The sequence below is a fragment of the Bacteroides stercoris ATCC 43183 genome (assembly GCF_025147325.1).
GTDB lineage: Bacteria > Bacteroidota > Bacteroidia > Bacteroidales > Bacteroidaceae > Bacteroides > Bacteroides stercoris.
The window spans coordinates 2,524,081-2,546,531 of the sequence record NZ_CP102262.1; the positions used below are offsets into that span (position 1 = coordinate 2,524,081).

Genomic DNA, 22,451 nt, shown 5'->3' on the forward strand with positions numbered 1-22,451 from the left:
ATTCGCCCCTAAATTGTCTTGACTATGGCTAACATTATTGAAGCAGAAGAAAATTTCAGACGGTTTGCTACCGGATTTGAACCGATGATACGGGATATTATGGTAAAAAACAGAGAAGAAGTTTCCCAATATATTGTAGAACAACTATGGTCAGGTATTAACGGAAATGACAAACCGTTACGCCCTACTTACTTTAATGACCCGTATTTCAATACCAAAGAAGCGGGGTATTGGTATAAGAACGCCAAAGGCTATGCTGCTTTCAAGCAAAGGGTAGCCCCGCTTATGTATTCTTCGCTGATAAACGCTCCTGTAAGTTCAAAAGGGACGCCAAACCTGATAATTACGGGTGAATTTCACGATTCTATTACAGCCGTACCGATAGATAAGGGGCTAAGGATTGAAAGTGTGGGGATAAGCTTTAGCGGTGATATAGAAAAGAAATACGGACAGGCGATTTACAAGGTCGGTTCTTATGCGAGAAAGGCATTCATGGAAAGGCATATAAAGCAAGGCATTGCGGATTATTTTAGAAAATTCGGTTTATAATGGGATGTGCGTGTGAAAACAAAAAGAGAATGGCAGATATAGCTAAGATGCGTTCGCTTGCAAGAAAAGCCGCAAAGATGGAGGGGAAAGTATATATCCTTTATGAGAAAGACGGGGTTTTCAATTTTTGCCCAAGAGGCGAAATGTTCAACGGGAAACTGATTGAATATGTTTGGTTCTGATATTAAAAAAAGAACACTGTTTTTTGTATAACCCCCGTAATTTTTCTGCCTTTAAATTGAAAAATATTAAAAACAGAACAAAGGCGGGATAACTCCCGCCTTATACAATCATTTCCTGGTTATTATACTCATGTGTGGGTATTTGGTTTCATGAATTGTCGGCTTCTTGGGCTTTTCTCCTTTGAGTTCTGCAAGTTCCGCCTTGACTTCCTTAAGTTCGTTCAATAAATCCGTATATCCTTCCGTCAATCGGAGGATGTGTTGCATCATTGCTGTGCTGATTTCCATAATAGATGAATATTTGTTTTAGTCGTTATTTCTGCCATCTGCCCGCCAGCCGTATTACTGGCGGGGTATCATAACGTGATTTCGCTGGTCGAACCTCAACGTGCATCTATGCTTGTTTACGTGGCAATATGTTTTTGGGTATAGTTATAGCTGTACGTCATTACTCCGTACCTGTAAATGTTTATGCTTCAATGCTATTTGATTTTTGCTATTTTCCCATCAGAAGGCTTTCCGCCAAATAGATGGTTAATATAAGCAAGACCTTTTGGTTTGCAAAACACCTTTTGGCATAATATGTCAGGGTGGTTGTCTCTGCGTATTGGCGGCAACAGCGTCATTTCAAAGTAGCCTGCGTCAATATACTTTTGTTTCGGCTCGTTCCTGTCTTTGAAGAATATGCCCGCATCCCTTAGCTTCCCGAAAAGGGTGTTCCTACCAAAACCGAGATTGAGTATCTTTGCGGCTTGACCTATGTCTACTTTGCCCTCTGCTTTGAAGGCAGCTTCGGCGAAGTCGGCTTTAGGCTGGAGTTTGGTAATCTTTGCATCTTTCTGCTCGATTTGCTTTTGTTGCTGCTCTGTTTCAATACGGAGTTGTTCCTTTTCCTTTTCAGAAGCTACTAACGCTTCCAATGCCTCAAGATAAGTTTGTGGAGTCTTGATAACTTTTTTCTCATTTTCGAGGTATTCTAAACGGTTGATTATTCTTTCACGCAGAACCGCATCATAACCTGATGCAAGAATAAGACAGCCTTTAGGGGTGAGATTAAAACAAGGACTTTGCCTATTAGACTTGTCAGTGTAAGAGGTCTCCACAAAATTGTGGGCAGCTACTCCTTGTTTGAGTAAGTTCCTGATGTCTCGTAAGATAGCATCATGCCTTTTACCCGTGACCTCTGCTATTTGAAGAGAGGTCATACCTTTCTGATTTGGAATTAACTCATTCGTTGTGTCAAGCATATTATAACGAATTATGATAAAAAGAAACCCTCCGTAGGTGTGCTTGACACAACATACGCAGGGCATAGAAGTCGCAGATTGTTTCCTTTCTGCCACCTTAGAGGGTTTCCCAATATCTTGTACAAAATTTGTTCGCTTTATTTTGCCCAAGAGTTATTATGTTGTATCAAGCACCGCAAAGATAGCCCTTATCTTTGAAATAGCAAACCTCTTATTAGAAAATTAATTATTTGGATTACTTTTTTCTTATTTTTGATTGGTCGCCCAAAATATTGTATTATATTTGCTGTACAATATAATACAATGTAATGCAAATAATAATATGGAAGCAGTAGTAAGAAAACAAACTTCGTTCCGCTTGCGTGAGGATTTATTGCAAATCTTGCAGGAACATGCTAAGAAGGCAAACAGAAGCCTTAATAATTTTGTAGAAAGCACCTTGATGGATGCAATGTATTCAGAACCTAATGAAGAGACGGTTGCAGCCATAAACGAGGCGCGTTCCGGTAAATATGCCGGGGTTATTGATACGACAGATTTTGGCTCATTCAAAACAACAACAGAAAAGGCATGAGCGCAATAGACATTATCCGGGGTATTCTGATATACATGTACGGGCAAGACCACAACCCACCACACCTGCACATTAAAGACGGTGGCAACTGGTTTACTATCACTATCAAAGATAGGATGGTAGAAGGTAAGGGAACAGCAAAGACTATCCGACTGATAAATGAATACATAGACACCCACGAAGCGCAATTACTTGAAATTTGGGAAAAGGCGCAAAACGGTGAGAAGATAGAAAAGGTTAAACGATAAAAAGACAATGATATGATACTATTAGTAGAATCCGCTGAATATATGGGTAAATACACTCTTTTGTGTACGTTCAACAATGGAGAAAGAAGAAAAGTAGATTTAACGCCACTCCTGAAATATCCGGCTTTCGAGGAACTGAAAGATGAAAGCGAGTTTGAGCGTTACGGGGTTGACGGTACAGTATTTTGGGCAAACGGTGCGGACATTGCCCCTGAATTTCTTTATGAAAATGGGACACCATATAAAGCATAATTATCTTTTGATACAGACGGAGATTGAGCTTCTTAAACTTGGAAGCCACTCTGAACTATTTGGGAAAAAGAAGTGATAAGCTATTTATAATCAGTCTAAATTACAAAGATTTCCGTTAAAAATATTGTCAAAATGATTTATTAGGAATTACTTTGCAAACAAAACTTAAAAAATAGATATTTGTATGAAAAAGATTTTATTGCTATTAACTGTGTTGTGTTATTGTATATCTATGAGTTCCCAAGTTATGAGGGCTGAGGAATTGGAAAAATATGCAAAGGAGAAATATGGGGATAGTTGGGTTGAAGCAGCAGAAACGCTCTCATCTCAATTAACTCTTGATAAAAACAATTCTTTAACCTATACACAAATAGTAGATTGTGGAAAAGCCACAAAAGAACAATTATATGTAATTCTGAATTATTGGTTTACTGCAACATTTAATGACGCAAATTCTGTAATAAAATTAAATGATAAGGAATTAGGAACTATAATTGGAGAAGGGTTTGTGGATAGTATATCCGAACACTTAGGAGGAATGAGCCGATACAAGGTGAGTATTACTCCTATTATAAAAGTTGACATAAAAGATACTAAGATACGTATTACTTATACCCTTCAATATTATAATATTATAAAAGTTATAGGAGGTGGAATAATATCTGCATTTTCAGATGGAACTCAAAGACCGCAAACAAATATAGAAAAATGGCCTATTGATACGTGTTATCCATTCGCAGAAAAAGATAAGCATAAAGCAAAAAAAACATCCTCCAAGGCATTGGTTATGGCTCATGCCTACTCAAACGTTATTATGGATAAGATTGAGGAAGTGGTTAAAAACGGACTGGTGGGAAATGAAAATGACGATTGGTAAATAAAAATATCTATATATAATTCCGTTTTATCGCCTTACTTAGGTTATTACCAAATAATAAAGCCAGATGTAATGTCTGGCTTTTTCTTTTTCTCTTCCCTTTTCTGATTTTCATTTTTGCCTTTCTTATTTAGAAAATTCTAAATAATTCAATAATTTCGATATGGCAAAGAAAAAAGATGGAAAAGTTAGTAAAGTATAAAAGAACTTGCATAAAAAAGAAAGTAGCCAAAGGTAACTGGCCACCAATGGCTACTTTTTGATACTTTATTTTTTACCATAGTGATACCTCATAGAGAGTACATAAACCGTGATTATTTCATCATTAACTGAATAGATAATGCGATGTTCCGAATTTATACGCCGAGACCATTTGCCGGACAAATCATATTTCAGAGATTCCGGTTTGCCTATTCCGGTATAAGGGTGTTTGGCAATATCTTCAAGCAGTGACAATATTTTATTTATTATAGCCTTATTACCGCTTCGTACAAAATATTGGTATTCTTCTTTTGCTTGTGCGGAAAGTGTTATTTTGTACATACAACCCGATTTAAAAAGTCTGACATACTTTCTCCCTCATGTTGAGAAACGCAATTTCCATTCTTAATATCTTCTTCCCCTTTTCTGATAGCTTCCATCGTTGCCGGAGATTTCATTATATATTCAGTTTCTTTAATAGAGTTATATTCATCTAAAGATATGACAACAACGCTTTCATTGCCGGCACGGTGCACCAGCAATGGCTCACTGTCATTTATCACACCATCGAGATAGTGTTTAAGGTTGTTTCTTAGTTCTGAATAGTTGGCTGTTCTCATAATTTACTTGTTTTTATTGTTTTGCACAAAAATAGGTACTTATTTTTGTACTTACAAGAAATGGTGAATATATGAATTTAATTTAGACTAATTCTAAATAATTTTATATCTTTGCGTTATCATGTGATGTTGCATGACACCCAATATTAGGATCCTACGAAGAATGTAATTTAGGTTTTGATTATATGGGAGTGATAGTTGGGGTTTTAGCTCTTTTAGTTGGTTTCTTAGTTGCATGGCAAATCTATAAAACAATTGATGTTGATAAGACAATAGCTATGATGTCGCACAGTAGCCGGGAGGCCATTGCCGAGGATATGTTTTATAGAGGATACAGTAATGGCAAAGGTGATATGGGAGCTTTCTCTCCAGCAATAAAGACTTGTGTGGCGGCTTTAAATCTAAACTTTACAGAAGAAAAGGCTGCATGCTTCTTAGAAATTATAGAATATTATGAGGCTCTTTTTGAGAATAATATTCAATTGATTGATAAAACAAAATTAGAAATTGATAAAATAAGATTTAAATCGAAATCTATTGATAAGTGCTATAAAATATTAGCCCAAAAAAGGAAAGAAGCGAAAGAATATGAGAAAAAGCAAGAGGAAAAACGTGCAAACAAGAATACGTGTCAGTAAATTTATCTCCAAATTAGAAAACAATAAAAATCATACAGTCAAATAAATATATTATGAAGAAAATCTTATTTTTTATTATTTTGTCAGTAATCATTCTTTCATGTCAAAACAATAGTAAGCCCAAAGAGGCTACAAAAACGGAAACTATGGAAGAAAAATATGACAATGCTTGTAAAAAAGCTGCACTTTCCCCTCAAACAGTGGATACTGTATTTATGGGGTTAACTTTTGGTATGTCGGAAAAACAAGCTATGTCTCATTTGCGCAAACTGCTCAAGGAAGGTAAATTGGAAGATAGTTTTGGTAGCTTGACATATACCTTGACTTTTGGCGACAAAAGTGCAAGAGCGAGAATTAGCTTGTCTTATTTTCAAGATAAACTGTATGAGGTAAGTTTAAATTTTTATGAAATGACGGCGGGAGGGACCTCTGTGTTTATTCCAATGGATGGGAAATATTTAATACAACCGGCAAGGTCGGCATTTGCTCATAAAGTAAATACAACTAAAGATAAATACTCATCATATCAATATAATCTAAATGGAATAGGATGGATGTTTTGTTTTGTCAAAGATAATTTAATTGTTGAATTTTCTCCTCTTGGTAGAATGTCTTACACAAACGCTCCTGTTGAAAGAGCAAAAAAAATATTTGAAGCAAAACAAAAAGCAAAAAAATCCAAACAAACTATGTCGGATTTATAGTTTAACAAACTATATTATTAGAATTATTCATTGATAATATGATTTCAATTTTTGTTGTTATATTTCCCATTGACTTATTTTTGGGGAAAATATACAATAAACAAATAATTTATCCTACCCACCGCCCGTATTGACGGTGGGGCATCATAACGTGATTTCGCTGGTCGAACCTCAACGTGCGTCTATGCTTGTTTATGTGGCAATACATTTCCTAATCTCTTCTTCATTTCAGCTATCGAATTATCCAAAGAAGCAATCATTATTTCATAATCTTTGTGCGATGCAGCTACGTTATTTACTATCACATTACCAAGTTCTTCAATAGAGGCGCAAATATTGCCTACAAGTTGTTTGTTTTCTTCCATGATATAATGTATTAAGTTAATCACCTACGTAATGAGAACCGAAACGCCCGTAGCTGTACGGATTGTAGTAGGCGGATGCCGAGATTGATAAATCATCATAAGCGCTGCGTCTTGCGGGTTCGGCTAAAGAAACTTTCATCGCTTCTTTTTCTGCGTTTTTCGTGTCCTCATCAGACGCACGCTTCTTTTCGTTAACCCAGGCAAGTTTAAGGCAGTCCGCCCAATTCTTTACTCCATGAGTGAGTGAATACAGTTTCATGTACTTCTTAATCTGATGGGCTTCTTTCATTATCTTGCTTAAATTGTAGCGTTTCATATCTTATAGCTTTTTGTTTAACTTTGATGATGCAAATGTAAGTAGTTTATATTACATTGCAAAATAAAATAATAAATAAGATACTTTCATTAACAATGTTTTGTAAGCACTTCGTTTTACGATTTTAATTTTAATGTATATTTGCACAGTCTTAAAAACGTTGAGTTATGAATAGAATAAAGGAAATATTAAAAGAGCAAGGTGTTACTATAAATGAACTTGCTGATAAATTGGGAATAAGTAGGGTTACATTATCTACCCAAATAAATGGTACTGCAAACATAGTATCTTACGAAAAGATAGCCACCGCCCTAAACGTCCCCATGTGGCAACTCTTCGCATCCCCGAAAGAAATTCAGCCCCAAAGCGATGGAGCCTCTATCACGTGCCCGAACTGTGGAAAGAGTATAAAAATAAAGGTGGATTGATTGACCGTTTGGAATATTTGCTTACCTTTGTATAAAATATAATTTATGCCTGAAATATGTAGATTTTTTGGAATTATCGTAAGCCTTTATTGGAGAGACCACAATCCCCCTCATATTCACTTTACTTATGGTAATTATGAATGCTCCATTAGCGTCTTGGACAGAATTGTAGACGGACAAGCACCGGCAAAGGTAATTGCCAAAGTTAACCAATGGATGGATTTGCATGAAACGGAAATCCTTACTTTGTGGGAAAAGGCTCAAAAAGGGGATAAACTGAATAAAATAGAACCTTTAAAATAGATGCTTATGTTACGAGTAGTAGATGTAGATTATATCAAAGATTATGAGCTTCTTGTAACGTTCAGTGACGGAAGCAAAAAAAAGGTTGATTTAAAACCATACCTTACAGGAGAAGTGTTTGGGGAATTGTTGGATAAGGATAAGTTCATCCAATACGGATTGACGCACACAACTATAGAATGGGCAAATGGGGCAGATTTAGCTCCGGAGTTTTTGCATGAGATTGGAACGGCTGCATAAGTTTGTAATATAACACGCAGTAATCTTGTTGTGCAAATTATATGCAAATTATTTTTGTGTGTAAAATAAATATTTGATATATAGTATTTTAGATGCACTAAAAAAGAGCTTCCCAAGCTGAGGGTCACGAGTTCGAGCCTCGCTTGCCGCTCTCTTGAAAATCAGATAGTTATCGCAAGGTTTCTATCTGATTTTTGTTTTTAGGCAATGGCAGTTGAACTCGCAGTTAATGTAGTATGCTACAAGTGGAAAACCTTAGCAAATGGTGAATACCCATCTGTATGAGTGTTGCAATTTTAATGGTATGCTACAAATCAAAGACATTATCTGTCCCAATAAAGAGTATATTCAGAAAATCTTCTTGATAAGCAAACAGAGTTACAGCAACGAATCATTTGCTGTTTTTTTTAAATGTTACAGCTAAATCATTGTGATTTAAAAGGGAATAATTACCTTTGTATTATGGATGGTAAAGTAACTTATTGGATTGAAATGTCAGATTATGACTTGGAAACAGCAGATGCGATGTTGCTTACAGGCCGTTATCTCTATGTGGGCTTCATGTGCCACCAAACGATAGAAAAAATACTCAAGGCATATTGGGCTAATCGTTTGGTGGAAGTACCTTTAAAGATACATTCGCTATCCAGATTAGCAGAGAGAACAGAATTAGATAAAGAACTATCAGAAGAACAGTTGGATTTCATTGATACACTTGAGCCACTTAATATTGAAGCCCGTTATCCCTCTTATAAAGAGAGATTGATGAAAAGTCTGACTAAGGAATATTGTATAGGACTTTTAAGCCAAACTAAAGAATTACAGTCATGGATAAAGAACAAGCTATAGTCCTCGCTAAGCGATATAAAGAAATGGTAGCAGAAAGATTACCATTAAAGGCTCTCTATCTCTATGGCTCGTATAGCAAGGGGAATTACAGAGAGGATAGCGATATAGACATTGCAGTGGTAGTAGAGCATTTGGATGATAACTATTTTGAAGATACCCCTCTATTATGGAAACTTAGACGTAAGATAAGTAACCTTATAGAACCCGTCTTGCTTATAGAGGATATGAGTAATCCTCTTTACTGCGACATCGCAAGAACGGGCATTCTTATCTAAATAAATGATACATAATAAGAAAAGCTGTATTTGAAGTTGATTATTTTTAATTCTTGGTATCATCCTAAAGTTAAATCTCAGAAAGAGGATATGTCTAAACTAAAATTCGCTTGCCATTTGTTTCTTTTTAGGCACGGGATTACACAGAAAACATAGATTTTCTTTGTTCTTTTTCCGTGAAATCCGTGTAATTCCGGCTCAGCGGAAATATCTGGTTGGTAAGTTTTAAAATTAGCTATCTTTGCTTACCTTTGTTTTATGAAACCCGCACAACTCCTTCGTGCCATCCTTCCGGATGTGCTTATAGACAACTTTGATATTGTCAATTTCGACAAGAGTGCTGACCGTTTTGATATTTATCTTGATGAAAAAAAAGTTCAACTAAAAGAAGATAAGATCAATCCGGATATCATATCCTATGGTTTTGGTGAGTATCGTACAATCCAAGACTATCCTATTCGTGGTCGCGCCACTTATCTCCATGTTCGTAAACGTAAATGGCTTGACAAATCTTCCAATGAAATCTTCAGTTATGACTGGGATTTATCCGAATTTGACGGTACACGGCTCAATTCTGAGTTCGTCTCTTTTTTAAAAGAAGGAGATTGAATCTACTCCTGTGAGCATCAGTGTGCTTGCGGAACGTTATGGCGTAAAAGGGCAGACTCTTCGTAAACAATACAAGGAGAAAATCAGTGATTACCGGAACTGGGATCAGCTCGAACATGCGCATGACTATCTCCTTTATCCTGAAAATATTGGAGAAAAGCTTTCTTTGGATGAAACTTGCCTGAGCAATGGAGATGTTTATACGATTCTGACCAATAAAGCAGCTAAAGGTCGTAAGGGTGCTTTAGTTGCAATAGTTCGTGGAGTGGCCACAGATGCGGTAAGCGGAATCTTGCGCAGGCTTCCGCACCGGAAACGGCTGTCTGTCAAGACTGTCACTACAGATTTATCTTCAGCCATGATGCTGACAGTCAGAAAGGTGTTTCCTGCCGCAAAGCTGATCAATGACCGTTTTCATGTACAGCAGCTCATGTCTGAAGCTGTTGACCAGTTAAGAATACGCTATCGGTGGAAAGTACTTGATGCGGAAAATCAGGCTATCAGGGAGCATCGCCAAAAGAAGAAAGAAACAAAGAGTAAGGCGGAAAGGGAAAGAATAGGGAAATGGGAACCTGAAAGAATGGAGAACGGAGAAACCCTGTCACAGATAGTAAGCAGAAGCAAGCACATTATACTGAAACACTGGAGCAAATGGAATGAACAGCAAAAGACCAGGGCTGCCATTCTCTTTGATAAATTCCCCAAGCTTCTGGAAGGATACAGCCTTAGCATGAAACTGACAGACATCTTCAACAAGAAGTCAGGTCTCGATGAAGCAAGGCTAAATCTCGCAAGATGGTACAATGAAGTGGAAAAGTTTGACTATATGGAGTTCAACAAGGTACTTGATACGTTTTCAAACCATAGTACGACCATCATAAATTATTTTGAAGAACGATTGACAAATGCTTCAGCGGAGTCGTTCAATGCTAAAATCAAAGCTTTTCGAAGCCAGTTAAGAGGGGTGGCTGATCTGAAATTCTTCATGTTCAGACTGGCTAGGCTATACGCTTAAAAGAAAGCTTGCCAACCGGGGAAATCCGCTGACCCGTAATTCCATGCCTAAAAGAAATCATCAAATGTTTTTTTGACACCCTCACAAGCTCGAACCTCGCTTACCGTTCATACAGAAAATCAGATAGTCATCACAAGATTTCTATCTGATTTTTGTTTTATAGGAATATGTCAAGCCACCCCTTCACCTTTCACAACTCCCTGCTCATGCAGTATAGCGGGTGAACCCCTGTTTTTGTAAACGACTGATTATGATAACTCGCAATAGGAAAAAAAGTTCTCATTTATAAAGTATGCAAAAAATAGTGTTTACACAATAAACACTTTTCGCACAGAAATTTGTACTTTTGCACTCCGTTTAATGAACCCGAATAGAAAACTTTAAAAACGAAATAGAATGGCAGTAGAATTGAAAGACCTTACCAAACGTAGTGAGAATTATTCTCAGTGGTACAACGAGTTGGTGGTGAAGGCCGATTTGGCAGAGCAGTCGGCTGTGCGCGGATGTATGGTAATCAAGCCTTACGGATACGCAATCTGGGAGAAGATGCAGCGTCAGTTGGACGATATGTTCAAGGAAACAGGACACGTAAACGCTTATTTCCCCTTACTTATTCCGAAATCATTCCTCAGTCGTGAAGCAGAACATGTGGAAGGCTTTGCCAAAGAGTGTGCCGTAGTGACGCACTATCGTTTGAAGAACGACCCGAATGGCGGCGGCGTAGTGGTAGACCCCACTGCAAAGCTGGAAGAGGAACTTATCATTCGCCCTACTTCGGAAACTATTATTTGGAATACCTATAAGAACTGGATTAACTCTTACCGCGACCTGCCTATCCTGTGCAACCAATGGGCAAACGTATTCCGTTGGGAAATGCGTACCCGTCTGTTCTTGCGTACCGCAGAGTTCTTGTGGCAGGAAGGCCACACGGCTCACGCCACTCGCGAAGAAGCCGAAGAGGAAGCAGTGCGTATGCTGAACGTGTACAGCGAATTTGCCGAGAAATACATGGCAGTGCCCGTTGTCAAAGGTGTAAAGTCGGCCAACGAACGCTTCGCCGGCGCTCTCAACACCTATACCATTGAAGCGATGATGCAGGATGGCAAAGCTTTGCAGAGTGGTACTTCACACTTCTTGGGACAGAATTTCGCCAAAGCTTTCGACGTGCAGTTCGTAAACAAGGAAAACAAACTGGAATACGTATGGGCCACTTCTTGGGGAGTATCTACCCGCTTGATGGGTGCGCTTATCATGACACATTCCGATGACAACGGTCTGGTGCTTCCGCCGCACTTGGCTCCGATACAGGTGGTTATCGTACCTATCTACAAGAATGCCGAAATGCTTGCCAAGATTGACGAGAAGGTGGCAGGCATCGTAGCCAAACTGAAAGCGATGGGTATTTCTGTGAAGTACGACAATGCCGACAACAAACGTCCGGGCTTCAAGTTTGCCGATTACGAGGTGAAAGGTGTACCTGTCCGTCTGGTTATGGGTGGCCGCGACTTGGAGAACAATACAATGGAAGTGATGCGCCGCGATACGCTGGAGAAAGAAACCCGCTCTTGCGACGGTATCGAGGAATACGTAAAAGACCTGCTTGAGGAAATCCAGGCGAATATTTATAAGAAAGCATTGGATTATCGCAACAGCCGTATCACTACGGTGGACAGCTATGACGAGTTCAAGGAAAAAATTGAAGAAGGCGGCTTTATTTTGGCTCATTGGGACGGAACGACCGAAACCGAGGAGAAGATTAAGGAAGAGACCAAAGCCACTATCCGCTGTATTCCGTTCGATTCTTTCGTACCGGGCGACAAGGAGCCGGGCAAATGTATGGTTACGGGCAAGCCGTCTGCTTGCCGTGTGATATTTGCACGTTCCTATTAATAAGGATATTTTTCACTTTGTTGGATGAAGCTTTTTTCATAGTAACCTGTGACGAAGTTTCTTTCCTTTTCAGGAGTATTCGGCAGATGTTTTAAAAAATGGAGGTATGCTAAATTAAACACACGTTCGTGCAGTTCAATTTAGCATACCTCCATTTTTATGCACAAAGAAAGTGCATCACCAGTCAATCAGTTTTCTTGCAATGCTTAGTTTCCGGGGTATTTCGGTAGGTCGTCTTTGGAATAGAATGCGCCGGAACTGAGTTCATCGGCCTGCAGTTTGATTTTCCCGCTTTCATAGTCGGCTATGAATCCTACCATTAATCCGTTGGGATAAGGCCAGGGCTGGCTGCCGAAATAAGTGATGTTTTTTACCTTCAGTCTCGTTTCTTCCATAACTTCCCGTTCTACGCATTGTTCCAACGTTTTGCCCGTTTCGAGAAAGCCGGCTACCAACCCGTGGAACGTGCTGCGGAAGTTGCGTGTATGCACCGGCAATATTTCTTTGCCTTTCCGTATCAGCACGAATGATAGCCGTAGAAACGGGAGGATACTTCTATGCTTTTCGTAAAACTGTATACCGAAACAGTTCCGAACCTTTTTTAATATTTCTACAAGGTTATTACAGCGATGCGCTATACTTTATCAGCGCATAGCCGCCTACTACCTGCATTGCCATTCCCGGCAGCCCGATACGGAAATCCTGTACGGCTTGGAAGAAGCTGCCCACCATAGCCCATTCGCCCAAAGTACCTGCTACCTGATAGAACAGTACAACGGCCAATAGGATAGGTAGAGAGATACGGTTGAAACGATGTGCTGCCCAGCCGGCTGCTGCTGCCAGTAATACGGACTTCAACAGAATGGCGGGAAGCACTGCCGGAAGAGGCATCCCGAACAGCAGTGAATTGATTATCGGAGAAAGGATCGCAGTCAGCAATCCTACCTTCCAGCCGAATTTGTATGCACCGATTAAGGTGAAGAAATAGATGGGCAACCATGTGATACCGCCTTGCGGTATAAGGTGGAAAAGCTGGGGCAGTGCCATATTGCCTGCAATGAACAATGCGGCCATTAAGTAAGTTCTTGCATTGCTGTAATCCAGCGAATAGAGTTTTACAGTTTTTGTTTCCATGTTCTTATTGTTTATAAAATAATCTTATTCATTTATCGGGTAAATTGTATTGGTCTGTCGGATAATCTTTATCGGCTAATCAAACAATCTGTTTTATACTCACAAAGTTATAACTATTATTTCAAACCAATACGGTCTTGACAACAGTAATGCCTGATTTTGTCAGAAATTGATATTCACTCCGCCCATAACGGTTGCCTTAGGCATCGGAAAGCCGTCGTTTATTTCGTAGCGTTGCGCCAGCAGGTTTTCCCCTCGTACAAAGACATCGGCATAGCGGCATACACGATAATTGGCACGCAGGTTCCAGAGAACAAAACTTTCTTTCTTCTCCTTGCCTTTGCTTACGTTGGTATAGAGGTCTTTTATATATTGCACCCCGGTTGACACTCCCCAGCGGTCTCGCGTAAAGTCAACGCCTGCATAGAATTTATGTCCGGGAGCGGCAATCACCGGATTCTCCATGTGCAGCCAACTGTAATTGGCATTTGCCTGCCAGTGCGGGGTAATGCGGTAACCGATATTGGCTTCAATGCCCCGGTTTTCAATCTTGCCGGTATTTACGTTCTTGGGCTTGCCGTCCGTAGGAACGGTCATAATCATATTGTCGCCGTCAATGTAGTAGAGGTTTATGCCGTAATACAAAGCGCCGTCCAACACCCGTTGCGAGAAAGACAACTCGTAGCTCATCAGGCTTTCCGCCATTAAATCCGGATTCTGTGGCGGAAACATGTACATCTCACGGATGGTGGGGTTACGGAATCCCTTGCTCACCATTGCTTTCACTTCCATCTGTCGGGGCAAGTGGAACGAAAGGCCGCCCTGCGGAATCCATTCCGTGCCTACATGCGAATGGTGGTCTACACGGATGCCCGCATCCAGAGAGAGCCATTCGCCGAGGTCTTGACGGAAGTCTACATATCCGGCAAATTCATCCATTTGCTTGTCTACACCCGGAACACGTTCGCCGGTAGACACCATCCGGTTCCATGATTCGCCGCCGAAGTGCTGATAGTCGAAACCCGTGGTCAGACGGTTACCGGTGAAAAGCGTTGCGCTCTGATACCACGACACGCCCTGCATGCGGTCTTTGGAGTTGAAGTGGGATTCCTGCGGCGTACCGCCGGGATGATAGCCGTCATTGATTTTATGGCGTCCCCAGTTATAGAAGAAACTCAAGGCGCCGGAGCTCTTTTCATAATGGTTTTCGAGAGCGAGCGAAGTCATGCCGCGCGTGATGCGGGAGTCATTGTCTATGTACGGATTACCGGCCTCGCCCGGATTAGAGGCCTTGAACTGCGTGATGTTTACATCGCCCCACAGTTTCCAGGAATCGTTGAAGTCATATCCCAGCTTGGCATACCCGCCGTATTGCTCAAACTCCATATTGTCGCGATGCCCGTCGGTACGGTTGTAAGAGCCGGTGACAACACTGCTGAAACGCCCTTTCCTGATGCGGTTGGAAACTTCCGTCTGCAATGTGTTGTAGGAGCCGTAGCCGATTTGCGCATGGGTCTTAACCCCGTCTTCCTGCATCTTGCGGGTTACGATATTGATAACGCCACCCATGGCGTTGGAACCATACAGCACCGAGGCAGGGCCGCGAAGCACTTCCACCCGGTCGGTTAGCATGGTCTGATAGGCATCGGCAATGGGATGTCCCATTAATCCCATATATTGGGGATGGCCGTCAATCAGCACCAGCAAACCAGCCGTAGGACTGCCGCCGATGCCGCGCAGGTTCATTCCGCCTGCCGCTCCCGTGGACACGCCGTATCCCATGATGCCACGGCTTGTAGCGAACAGTCCGGGCACTTGCTCTGTCAGTGCGGGCAGTACGGATGGTTGGAAACGTTGCTCCAACACCTTGCGGTTCACTACGGAGATGGTCATCGGCAGATGCCGTATATCCGTTTCGTTTCTTGTTCCGGTTACTACCACTTCATCTATAGTCAGGTTCCGGGCAATGCGCGCGCTGTCCTTTGCAGCCTGCGCAAATCCCGTCATTGTCCAAAGGCCGGCTATCGAAAGGAGTAATATGTTTTTTTTCTTCATTCGTATCGCTTTCCTCATTATTTGCTCCGCCAAAGATAGGGCGTATTTTCTTTTTCCGTTTGTATTATAATCTCTCTTGTTTGAGATTTTCTACAAACCGGTCTATTTCCTGTAACTTTTTGGGTATATCGATGCTTTGAGGACAGTGCGGGTTGCATTGGTCGCATCCTGTACAATGGCTTGCCTGGCGGAGCTTCGGTACGCTGCGGTCATAACCGATGAGGAAGGCGCGGCGGGCTTCGCGATAGTTCTCATCCCGGCTGCTTTTGGGTATATTGCCTTCGTTGACGCAACGGTTGTAATGCAGCAGAATGGCGGGAATGTCCAGTCCGTAGGGACAAGGCATGCAATACTTGCAGTCGTTGCACGGGATGATAGGATAGGTAAGCATTACCTGCGCCGTATCTTCCAGCAGAGCCAGTTCTTCTTCCGTGCAAGGGTCGAGGGGGGAATAGGTGCGGAGATTGTCCTGCAGATGTTCCATATACGTCATGCCGCTCAGTACCGTCAGTACCTTGGGGAAGCTCCCGGCAAAGCGGAATGCCCAGGAAGCCACACTCTCTTGCGGGCGATGTTGTTTCAGGCGTGCCACCAAGTGGTCGTTCAGTCTGGATAGCCGTCCTCCCAGCAGCGGTTCCATGATAATGGCGGGAATGTCGCGTTTAACGAGTTCGCCATACAGATATTCGGCATTGACATTATTGCCCGAAGCATGCCGCCAGTCGGCATAGTTGAGTTGGATTTGCACGAAATCCCAGTGTATGCGGTCGTGCATGGCCAGTATTTCATCGAACACGTCCGTTGTTCCGTGAAACGAAAACCCCAGGTTCCGGATACGCCCGGCCTTGTGTTCTTCCATCAGAAAATCAATCATACCGTTGTCGATGTACCGTGCCCGGAATGTCTTGATGCCGCCATTGCCGACGGAGTGCAACAGATAATAATCGATGTAGTCCACTTGCAGGTCCTCGAACGATTTCCGATACATGGCAATTGAATTCTCGCGGGTGTAATTGGAAAAGTTGGACAGTTTGGTGGCTATCAGGAACTTTTCACGCGGATGGCGTTTCAGTGCTATTCCCGTTGACTTCTCCGACCAACCCTGCACATACACGGGCGATGTGTCGAAATAGTTCACGCCGTGGGCGATGGCATAGTCAATCAGTTCGTTGACCGCTTCCTGGTCTACCTCATCTCCGTTTCCGTCAGCCCGCTTCCGGGTAGGCCAGCGCATGCAGCCGTAGCCCAATAAGGATACCCGGTCGCCCGTGGTGGGATTGGTACGGTACACCATCTTATCGATAGGAATTTCACCCAAAGCGGCCGATTCGCTGTCCGAACGGTTGTTCTTGCCGGAGCAGCCATACAGTGCGGCTGCCGATGCAAACGTCCCTGCGCCGGCAAGCTTGAAGAAGTCCCGGCGGTTTATCTTGCTGTTATTCTTATTATTCTTTTCTTCCATAGTTACTCGTATTTATTCTTCTCGATGCTGTCTGTTGTCCAGAACGTATCGAAGATTTTCCTTTATCGTTTTGTCATCTGATTCTCACACCGTTCTGTGCATGATATGTCCTTCCACATAGATTGCGCTGAACGGGCGTGCCGGACACAGGTTCTCACATGCGCCGCAGCCGATGCAGCGTTCGGTATTGACAACGGGTATTTTGGGGGATTGCGGATTTCCGGAGTCCGAAGCCACCATTTGTATGGCGCCGACCGGGCAGTGGCGAGCGCAGTTGCCGCACTCCACCTTATCGGTGATGCAGATGCAATTCTCCTTTATCCATACGGCATGACCTATCTGGATGGCCGATTTGTCGGCTTTCGTTATCGGCCGGATAGCACCTGCCGGACAAACTTCCGAACACTTGGTACATTCGGGACGGCAGTAGCCGCGCTCGTAGGACATTTCCGGCTGCATCAGCCGTGTCAGGTCGGAAGAGGGGCGCAGCACCTGGTTGGGACACACCGCAACGCATAGCTGGCAAGCCGTACAGTGTTGTGCAAAGTTGCGTGCGCTCAACGACCCCGGAGGAGTAATGGCGGCGGCACGTGCGGGTATCTTCTTGTCTTCGATGGCGGCCAGTCCACCGTCTACTTTCTTCTCTTGCGCCTTTAGAGCGGCGGTAGTGGCCAATACTGCCGTTGCCGAGAGGAATGCGCGCCGGGTATCATCTGCCGGTCCGGTAGAAGTTGTTGTACATTGAGTCTGATTCCGGGCGGATATTTTCGCAGCATCCGCTTTATGACGGCGGCGGGTGTAGGTGATGGCTCCTTGTCTGCATTTATCCAGGCAGTCCATGCATGCCACGCAACGGCTGTAATCAATTTCGTGGGTTTTGGAGTTGATGCACGATGCCTTGCAGTTGCGTGCGCAAAGTCCGCAGCCGTTGCACTTCTCGGTATCTATGACCGGTTTGAAAAGAGAATACCCGGACAGGAAACCGAGCACCGTACCTACCGGACAAATCGTGTTGCAGTACGTACGTCCGCCTCGCCATGCCAATATGATGAGCACGACAAAAGTAAGGGTCGCAATGATGAAGGTGGGCAGGCTTTTCATCCACACCTCCGTTTCATAAAAAGCGTAGCTGTCCGCCCGTTCCGCCAGATATGCCAGCAGGTTATTGCCCCACTGATAGACGGGAGCGAAGAGACTGGAAGCGATGCGTCCGTAAGAGCTGTACGGTTCGAGCAGTGAGGCGACTGCATGAAAGCGCACGCCCGCAACGAGGGCCATGGCAAACACTGCCAACATTGCGTAGCGCAGCCATTTCCTGGCGGGAGAATAGCGGAAACGGTTTTTCTTCCGCTTGCCTGCAAACCGGGAAATGACATCCTGAAATACGCCGAGCGGGCAGATAACGGAGCAATAGACGCGTCCGAACAGCAGGGTCAATGCAACAAGCAGCAGTACCACGCCTGCATTCAGTGCGAGCAGTGCGGGGAGGAACTGTATTTTCGCCATCCAGCCCATCCAGCCGTGCAGCGTTCCGGTGAAATCGAGGAACAGGAGCGTGACGAGTGCAAAGAATACAATTGCAAGTGTCAGTCTGATAGTACGTAACATAGTCATAATAGTTTTATCATTGCAAAAATAAGGAGTTTATAATTAGTTTGTGTATATGGATTACGTTTGTTTTTACCGATTTTACAGAAAAAAGCTTATTTCTTGTTCAATTCCTGTTTCTTTCAGAAAATCCCGGTCGTGTGAGACTGCAAGTACGGTACCTTGATAGTTACGTATCGTAGCTGTGATGATTTCAATACTTTCGATGTCCAGATTATTGGTGGGCTCGTCCAGAATAAACAGGTCGGGAGTGTTATCGGCAATCATCAGACAGCAGAAGGCAAGACGCATTTTCTCACCGCCGCTTAATTTGCTGCAAGGCTTGTTCCAGACGTCCTGCGGGAAAAGGTAACGGTTTAAGATGGTCTTTGTTTCATGCTCCGGCAGATGCCGCAGATTGAAGGCTTCCGCTTGTTCCGAAAGGGTATATTCATTTTGGATAAGGGAGTACTCCTGATCCAGATAAATATAGGTAAAGTCTGCACGCTCTATCGTTCCGCCGGTCGGTGTCAGTTCGCCGGTAATCAGTTTCAGCAGGGTTGTTTTGCCGCTGCCGTTATCACCTTTAATGCAGAACCGGTTGCCGCTGCGTAGCTGAAAGCTGAGCGGAACCGTCCAAAGGTTTGTGTTGCTGTCCGGATAATGAAAGTTGATATTCTGTGCCGTGACGAGTATTTTGCCTATATGCAATGCCGAAGCATTGAAGTCGGTTTTCAGCTTGTTTGTTTGCGGCAGGGAGCCTTTCAGGTTTGTTATTTCCTGTTGAATCTTGTCCGTTTTTTCGGCATGGACATTGCTGAGTTTGCTACTGCTGTTTTCGGCATGATTCTTCAGGCCGCCCAACAGGATACGTGGAATACCTTTCTTTATGGAAGCCTTTTCGCCTCGTGTGTTTTGTCTGGCTTTCCGTTCTTCCATTTCACGGGCGGTCTTGCGGGCGAGGCGCAAGGCCTTTTCTTTTTCTTCCAACTGCTGTTGCAGGGCATTGCGGTGCACTTCCTTCTGTTCTTTGTAAAAGTCGTAATTGCCGCCGTAGCAAGCCAGTCCGTTGCGGGAGAGTTCGCAAATGGCGGGTAACAGATTTAGCAGAGTACGGTCGTGACTGATAACGAGCACCGTAGCCGAAGTGCGGTGTACGAAATCATACAGACGTTTCCGCCCGGCAGTATCCAGGTGATTGGTCGGTTCGTCCAGCAGTAGGGTGTCCGGTTCTTTCAGTTCCATGCCGGCAAGGAACAGGCGTGTTTTCTCTCCGCCGCTAAGCCCCTCTAACGGGCGTAAAAGAGAGATACCGTCCAAATGCCAGGCGTGGAGAACGGCTTGGGTGCGCTCTTCGATATTCCAGTCGTCGTCGAGCCGGGCAAAGTGTTCTTCCGCTGCATCACCGTTCAGAATGGCATGGAGTGCAGTTAGCTTGCGGTCTATGCCTAATACCTGCGCAACCGTCCGGTCGTCATATTGTCCGAAATGCTGGGGCACATAGTAAAGATGTCCGGAACAATGCACACTACCGGTGCCCGGCGATGCTTCTCCCGCAAGGATACGCATCAGGGTGGACTTTCCGCAACCGTTATTGCCTGTCAGCGCGGTCTTTTCTCCGGAATTGATAATCAGATTGAGGTTGGAAAACAAAACTTCCTTATCAGTATGGGTATAGCTAAGGTCTTTAATAATGATACTCATAAATTTACTGTGTTTAGGGTAGATAACATAGGTGTCTGTACGACACACTTTCAACTCTTGTAAGGCTGTGGGGAACAGACAAACACAGTAAAGGCTAAACATATCCTTTTTGAGTGATGCTCAGCGTTCTGATATGAAAAGCATATATAAAGTGATGTTTACCGAAATGTGCTGTCTTTATTTGGATATTCTCATTGGTGGTGGTATTTGTTGGTTAGCGGTTGCAAAGGTAGGTATTTGTTTTATAACATGGAAGACGCATCGAACGAAAGCGGCAGCAATGCGCCCACACTTCTCAATTCATAAATGCCTTTTTCGCCGGACAGCAGTATGCGCATGGGACGTTTGAAACGTTTTTCCGTTTCGAGCATTACCTGCCGGCAGGCGCCGCACGGGGGAATCGGTTCTTCCAGGAACTCGCCGCGTTCGTTGCGGGCGGCTATGGCAAGTGTCTCCACAGCCTGGTCGGGATATTGGGAGTTGGCATAGAACAAAGTGGTGCGTTCCGCGCAAAGCCCCGACGGATAGGCTGCATTCTCCTGATTGGTTCCGGTAACGATGATATTGTTTGCCAACCGGGCGGCTGCGCCTACCGAGAAGTGCGAGTAGGGGGCATAACTGCGGTAAGTTGCCTGCCGGGCGGCATCCAGGAGCTCGCGGTCGGCGGCATTCAACTCTTCGTATTCGTATATCTTGATGGCAATCTGTATGTTCAGGTCCTTCATAGAATAATGGTTTATTGTAATTAATGTTACAAAGATAGGAAAGAGATTGGTTTTTTCAATTCTTTTGCAGACTTTTGTGTCAAATTCAACACCCGAAGCATGAAACCTATATTCAGACTGACTGCTATCATAGCACTTCTCCTTATTTGCGTGGCTGTGCAGGCACAACGCAGAAATTCCCGTTACAACGAATATATCAAACAATATGCCCCGCTTGCCGTGGAGCAGATGAAGGAACATAAGATACCCGCCAGCATCACACTGGCACAAGGCCTGCTGGAGAGCGGTGCGGGACAAAGCGCACTGGCACGCAAGAGCAACAACCACTTCGGCATAAAGTGCCATAGCGACTGGCGCGGGCGGAGAGTGTACCACGACGACGATGCCAAAGGAGAGTGCTTCCGCGCCTATCGCCACCCGAAGGACTCCTACGAGGATCACTCGCTCTTCCTGAAACGTGGCGCACGCTATGCTTTCCTGTTTAAGTTGAAGATTACCGACTACAAAGGCTGGGCGCGCGGCCTGAAAAAAGCGGGATACGCCACAGACCCTTCCTATGCCAACCGCCTGATAACCATTATCGAGGACTACGACCTGTATAAGTACGATAGCCGCGGTATGAGCAAGCGCGAGGCCCGCAAGTGGGAGAAAGAACTGAAGAAGAAACCCTGGCTTGCCAACCCGCATCAGGTGTATATTGCCAACGACATTGCCTACGTTGTGGCCCGCGACGGCGATACTTTCCAGTTCCTGGGCAAAGAGTTCGACATCAGTTGGCGCAAACTGGTGAAGTATAACGACCTGCATAAAGAGTACACCTTAGAGGCAGGCGACATCATCTATCTGAAAGACAAGCGTAAGAAAGCCGCCAAACCTCATACCGTTTATATTGTAAAAGACGGCGATTCCATGCATTCCATTTCGCAGAAGTACGGCATCCGTCTGAAGAATCTGTATAAGATGAACCGCAAGGATGCGGAATATGTGCCCGAAGTAGGGGACAGACTGCGCCTGAGATAACGTTCCGGAAAGATTATCGTAAGTGCTTGATGCTCATAAGAAAGTATGTACCGGGAAATACCTCGGCTTGGTACGCGGAGTACCAACCGTTGGTATCTCTCGTACCACAGTGCGGTATTCGTAGTACCACAGTGTGGTACATGCCGTACCAAAGAGTGGTATGACAAGTACCAACGCGTGGCATGACAAATACCAAAGGGGGAAACGGACGCTGAGGTGAGGAGTTTTCCCTGTTATCCCCTGTCGTTTATATTTCTTCCGCCGTACCATTGTGCTTTCTCTTCCGTCTGTTTCTTCTTTTCGTACAGTGCAGCTATCCGAAAATGTACAGAGTGTCCGAAAACGGACACTCTTCTTTTTGCCTTAACGCTTGTTTTCAATG

General features: G+C 43.7%; 30 protein-coding genes and 1 pseudogene. 17 read left to right on the forward strand and 14 right to left on the reverse strand.

What is annotated here, in order from left to right; genetic code table 11:
• Positions 1-24: 24 nt before the first annotated feature.
• Positions 25-549 (forward strand): hypothetical protein, encoded by a 525-nt coding sequence (locus tag NQ565_RS10355; protein WP_005653195.1) that lies wholly within the window; start codon positions 25-27, stop codon positions 547-549.
• Positions 550-578: 29 nt separating this feature from the next.
• Positions 579-731, forward strand: coding sequence for a hypothetical protein (locus NQ565_RS10360; protein WP_155817343.1), 153 nt, complete (start codon positions 579-581; stop codon positions 729-731).
• A gap of 108 nt (positions 732-839) precedes the next feature.
• Here the strand turns inward: NQ565_RS10360 and NQ565_RS10365 are convergent, their stop codons facing one another.
• Positions 840-1,019: a hypothetical protein gene (locus tag NQ565_RS10365; protein WP_005653191.1), complete on the reverse strand. Its 180-nt coding sequence runs from the start codon at positions 1,017-1,019 to the stop codon at positions 840-842.
• Between the two features lie 194 nt (positions 1,020-1,213).
• Complete coding sequence (locus tag NQ565_RS10370) at positions 1,214-1,978, reverse strand: Rha family transcriptional regulator (protein WP_005653189.1); 765 nt, start codon at positions 1,976-1,978, stop codon at positions 1,214-1,216.
• 322 nt (positions 1,979-2,300) lie between these two features.
• Between NQ565_RS10370 and NQ565_RS10375 the strand changes: the two genes are divergently transcribed.
• The 4 genes from NQ565_RS10375 (at position 2,301) to NQ565_RS10390 (ending at position 3,929) form a co-directional block, all read left to right on the forward strand.
• Positions 2,301-2,552: a hypothetical protein gene (locus tag NQ565_RS10375; RefSeq protein WP_005653186.1), complete on the forward strand. Its 252-nt coding sequence runs from the start codon at positions 2,301-2,303 to the stop codon at positions 2,550-2,552.
• Positions 2,549-2,800 (forward strand): DUF4160 domain-containing protein, encoded by a 252-nt coding sequence (locus tag NQ565_RS10380; protein WP_005653184.1) that lies wholly within the window; start codon positions 2,549-2,551, stop codon positions 2,798-2,800. The genes NQ565_RS10375 and NQ565_RS10380 overlap by 4 nt, the downstream gene beginning before the upstream one ends.
• Before the next feature lie 12 nt (positions 2,801-2,812).
• A complete protein-coding gene (locus NQ565_RS10385; protein ID WP_005653183.1) occupies positions 2,813-3,052 on the forward strand; it encodes a DUF2442 domain-containing protein in 240 nt (79 codons plus the stop codon).
• A 184-nt stretch (positions 3,053-3,236) separates the two neighbouring features.
• Complete coding sequence (locus NQ565_RS10390; protein ID WP_040315581.1) at positions 3,237-3,929, forward strand: DUF4468 domain-containing protein; 693 nt, start codon at positions 3,237-3,239, stop codon at positions 3,927-3,929.
• A gap of 267 nt (positions 3,930-4,196) precedes the next feature.
• Here the strand turns inward: NQ565_RS10390 and NQ565_RS10395 are convergent, their stop codons facing one another.
• Entirely contained in the window at positions 4,197-4,472 is a 276-nt protein-coding gene (locus NQ565_RS10395) for a Txe/YoeB family addiction module toxin (protein WP_005653177.1), read from the reverse strand.
• Positions 4,460-4,750 (reverse strand): type II toxin-antitoxin system Phd/YefM family antitoxin, encoded by a 291-nt coding sequence (locus NQ565_RS10400; RefSeq protein ID WP_005653175.1) that lies wholly within the window; start codon positions 4,748-4,750, stop codon positions 4,460-4,462. Before NQ565_RS10400 ends, NQ565_RS10395 begins: the two co-directional genes overlap by 13 nt.
• Before the next feature lie 185 nt (positions 4,751-4,935).
• Between NQ565_RS10400 and NQ565_RS10405 the strand changes: the two genes are divergently transcribed.
• Both NQ565_RS10405 and NQ565_RS10410 read left to right on the forward strand, forming a co-directional pair.
• The gene (locus NQ565_RS10405; RefSeq protein WP_005653174.1) at positions 4,936-5,388 is read left to right on the forward strand and encodes a hypothetical protein; all 453 of its coding nucleotides are present in this window, start codon (positions 4,936-4,938) and stop codon (positions 5,386-5,388) included.
• 53 nt (positions 5,389-5,441) lie between these two features.
• Entirely contained in the window at positions 5,442-6,092 is a 651-nt protein-coding gene (locus NQ565_RS10410) for a hypothetical protein (RefSeq protein WP_005653172.1), read from the forward strand.
• Between the two features lie 182 nt (positions 6,093-6,274).
• On the opposite strand, the gene NQ565_RS10415 is transcribed toward NQ565_RS10410, so the two are convergent.
• On the reverse strand, positions 6,275-6,457 hold the full coding sequence (locus NQ565_RS10415; RefSeq protein WP_005653170.1) for a hypothetical protein: 183 nt from the start codon (positions 6,455-6,457) through the stop codon (positions 6,275-6,277).
• A 16-nt stretch (positions 6,458-6,473) separates the two neighbouring features.
• Positions 6,474-6,773: a hypothetical protein gene (locus tag NQ565_RS10420; RefSeq protein ID WP_005653169.1), complete on the reverse strand. Its 300-nt coding sequence runs from the start codon at positions 6,771-6,773 to the stop codon at positions 6,474-6,476.
• Positions 6,774-6,940: 167 nt separating this feature from the next.
• Between NQ565_RS10420 and NQ565_RS10425 the strand changes: the two genes are divergently transcribed.
• The 8 genes from NQ565_RS10425 to proS all read left to right on the forward strand — a co-directional run bounded on the left by NQ565_RS10425 (position 6,941) and on the right by proS (position 12,382).
• On the forward strand, positions 6,941-7,201 hold the full coding sequence (locus NQ565_RS10425) for a helix-turn-helix domain-containing protein (RefSeq protein ID WP_005653168.1): 261 nt from the start codon (positions 6,941-6,943) through the stop codon (positions 7,199-7,201).
• 45 nt (positions 7,202-7,246) lie between these two features.
• Complete coding sequence (locus NQ565_RS10430) at positions 7,247-7,504, forward strand: DUF4160 domain-containing protein (RefSeq protein WP_005653166.1); 258 nt, start codon at positions 7,247-7,249, stop codon at positions 7,502-7,504.
• Positions 7,505-7,510: 6 nt separating this feature from the next.
• Positions 7,511-7,744: a DUF2442 domain-containing protein gene (locus NQ565_RS10435; protein ID WP_040315588.1), complete on the forward strand. Its 234-nt coding sequence runs from the start codon at positions 7,511-7,513 to the stop codon at positions 7,742-7,744.
• A gap of 462 nt (positions 7,745-8,206) precedes the next feature.
• On the forward strand, positions 8,207-8,593 hold the full coding sequence (locus tag NQ565_RS10440; protein ID WP_016662801.1) for a HEPN domain-containing protein: 387 nt from the start codon (positions 8,207-8,209) through the stop codon (positions 8,591-8,593).
• A complete protein-coding gene (locus NQ565_RS10445) occupies positions 8,572-8,868 on the forward strand; it encodes a nucleotidyltransferase domain-containing protein (RefSeq protein WP_005653159.1) in 297 nt (98 codons plus the stop codon). Before NQ565_RS10440 ends, NQ565_RS10445 begins: the two co-directional genes overlap by 22 nt.
• Before the next feature lie 258 nt (positions 8,869-9,126).
• On the forward strand, positions 9,127-9,477 hold the full coding sequence (locus tag NQ565_RS10450) for an ISAon1 family transposase N-terminal region protein (RefSeq protein WP_005652161.1): 351 nt from the start codon (positions 9,127-9,129) through the stop codon (positions 9,475-9,477).
• 10 nt (positions 9,478-9,487) lie between these two features.
• Positions 9,488-10,492 (forward strand): ISAon1 family transposase, encoded by a 1,005-nt coding sequence (locus NQ565_RS10455; protein WP_040315496.1) that lies wholly within the window; start codon positions 9,488-9,490, stop codon positions 10,490-10,492.
• Between the two features lie 396 nt (positions 10,493-10,888).
• Positions 10,889-12,382 (forward strand): proline--tRNA ligase, encoded by a 1,494-nt coding sequence (gene proS, locus NQ565_RS10460; RefSeq protein ID WP_005653156.1) that lies wholly within the window; start codon positions 10,889-10,891, stop codon positions 12,380-12,382.
• Between the two features lie 177 nt (positions 12,383-12,559).
• Here proS and nudC read toward each other — a convergent pair.
• The 7 genes and pseudogenes from nudC to NQ565_RS10495 form a co-directional block, all read right to left on the reverse strand.
• Positions 12,560-12,934: pseudogene (gene nudC, locus NQ565_RS10465) on the reverse strand (NAD(+) diphosphatase); the annotation flags it as partial.
• A 69-nt stretch (positions 12,935-13,003) separates the two neighbouring features.
• Positions 13,004-13,516: a hypothetical protein gene (locus tag NQ565_RS10470; RefSeq protein WP_005653152.1), complete on the reverse strand. Its 513-nt coding sequence runs from the start codon at positions 13,514-13,516 to the stop codon at positions 13,004-13,006.
• A gap of 162 nt (positions 13,517-13,678) precedes the next feature.
• Positions 13,679-15,571: a TonB-dependent receptor gene (locus tag NQ565_RS10475; RefSeq protein ID WP_040315580.1), complete on the reverse strand. Its 1,893-nt coding sequence runs from the start codon at positions 15,569-15,571 to the stop codon at positions 13,679-13,681.
• A gap of 64 nt (positions 15,572-15,635) precedes the next feature.
• Positions 15,636-17,033 carry an aldo/keto reductase gene (locus tag NQ565_RS10480; RefSeq protein WP_005653149.1) on the reverse strand — a complete coding sequence of 466 codons (1,398 nt, stop codon included), beginning with the start codon at positions 17,031-17,033 and terminating at the stop codon, positions 15,636-15,638.
• Positions 17,034-17,117: 84 nt separating this feature from the next.
• A complete protein-coding gene (locus NQ565_RS10485; RefSeq protein WP_016662795.1) occupies positions 17,118-18,641 on the reverse strand; it encodes a 4Fe-4S binding protein in 1,524 nt (507 codons plus the stop codon).
• Positions 18,642-18,722: 81 nt separating this feature from the next.
• Positions 18,723-20,324, reverse strand: a complete 1,602-nt coding sequence (locus NQ565_RS10490; protein ID WP_005653147.1) for an ABC-F family ATP-binding cassette domain-containing protein — start codon at positions 20,322-20,324, stop codon at positions 18,723-18,725.
• A 242-nt stretch (positions 20,325-20,566) separates the two neighbouring features.
• The gene (locus NQ565_RS10495; RefSeq protein ID WP_005653146.1) at positions 20,567-21,049 is read right to left on the reverse strand and encodes a cytidine deaminase; all 483 of its coding nucleotides are present in this window, start codon (positions 21,047-21,049) and stop codon (positions 20,567-20,569) included.
• Positions 21,050-21,148: 99 nt separating this feature from the next.
• On the opposite strand from NQ565_RS10495, the gene NQ565_RS10500 reads away from it, so the two are divergent.
• Positions 21,149-22,069, forward strand: coding sequence for a glucosaminidase domain-containing protein (locus tag NQ565_RS10500; RefSeq protein WP_005653144.1), 921 nt, complete (start codon positions 21,149-21,151; stop codon positions 22,067-22,069).
• Positions 22,070-22,302: 233 nt separating this feature from the next.
• Here NQ565_RS10500 and NQ565_RS10505 read toward each other — a convergent pair whose 3' ends face one another.
• Positions 22,303-22,449, reverse strand: a complete 147-nt coding sequence (locus NQ565_RS10505) for a hypothetical protein (protein WP_153881314.1) — start codon at positions 22,447-22,449, stop codon at positions 22,303-22,305.
• Between the last annotated feature and the right edge of the window lie 2 nt (positions 22,450-22,451).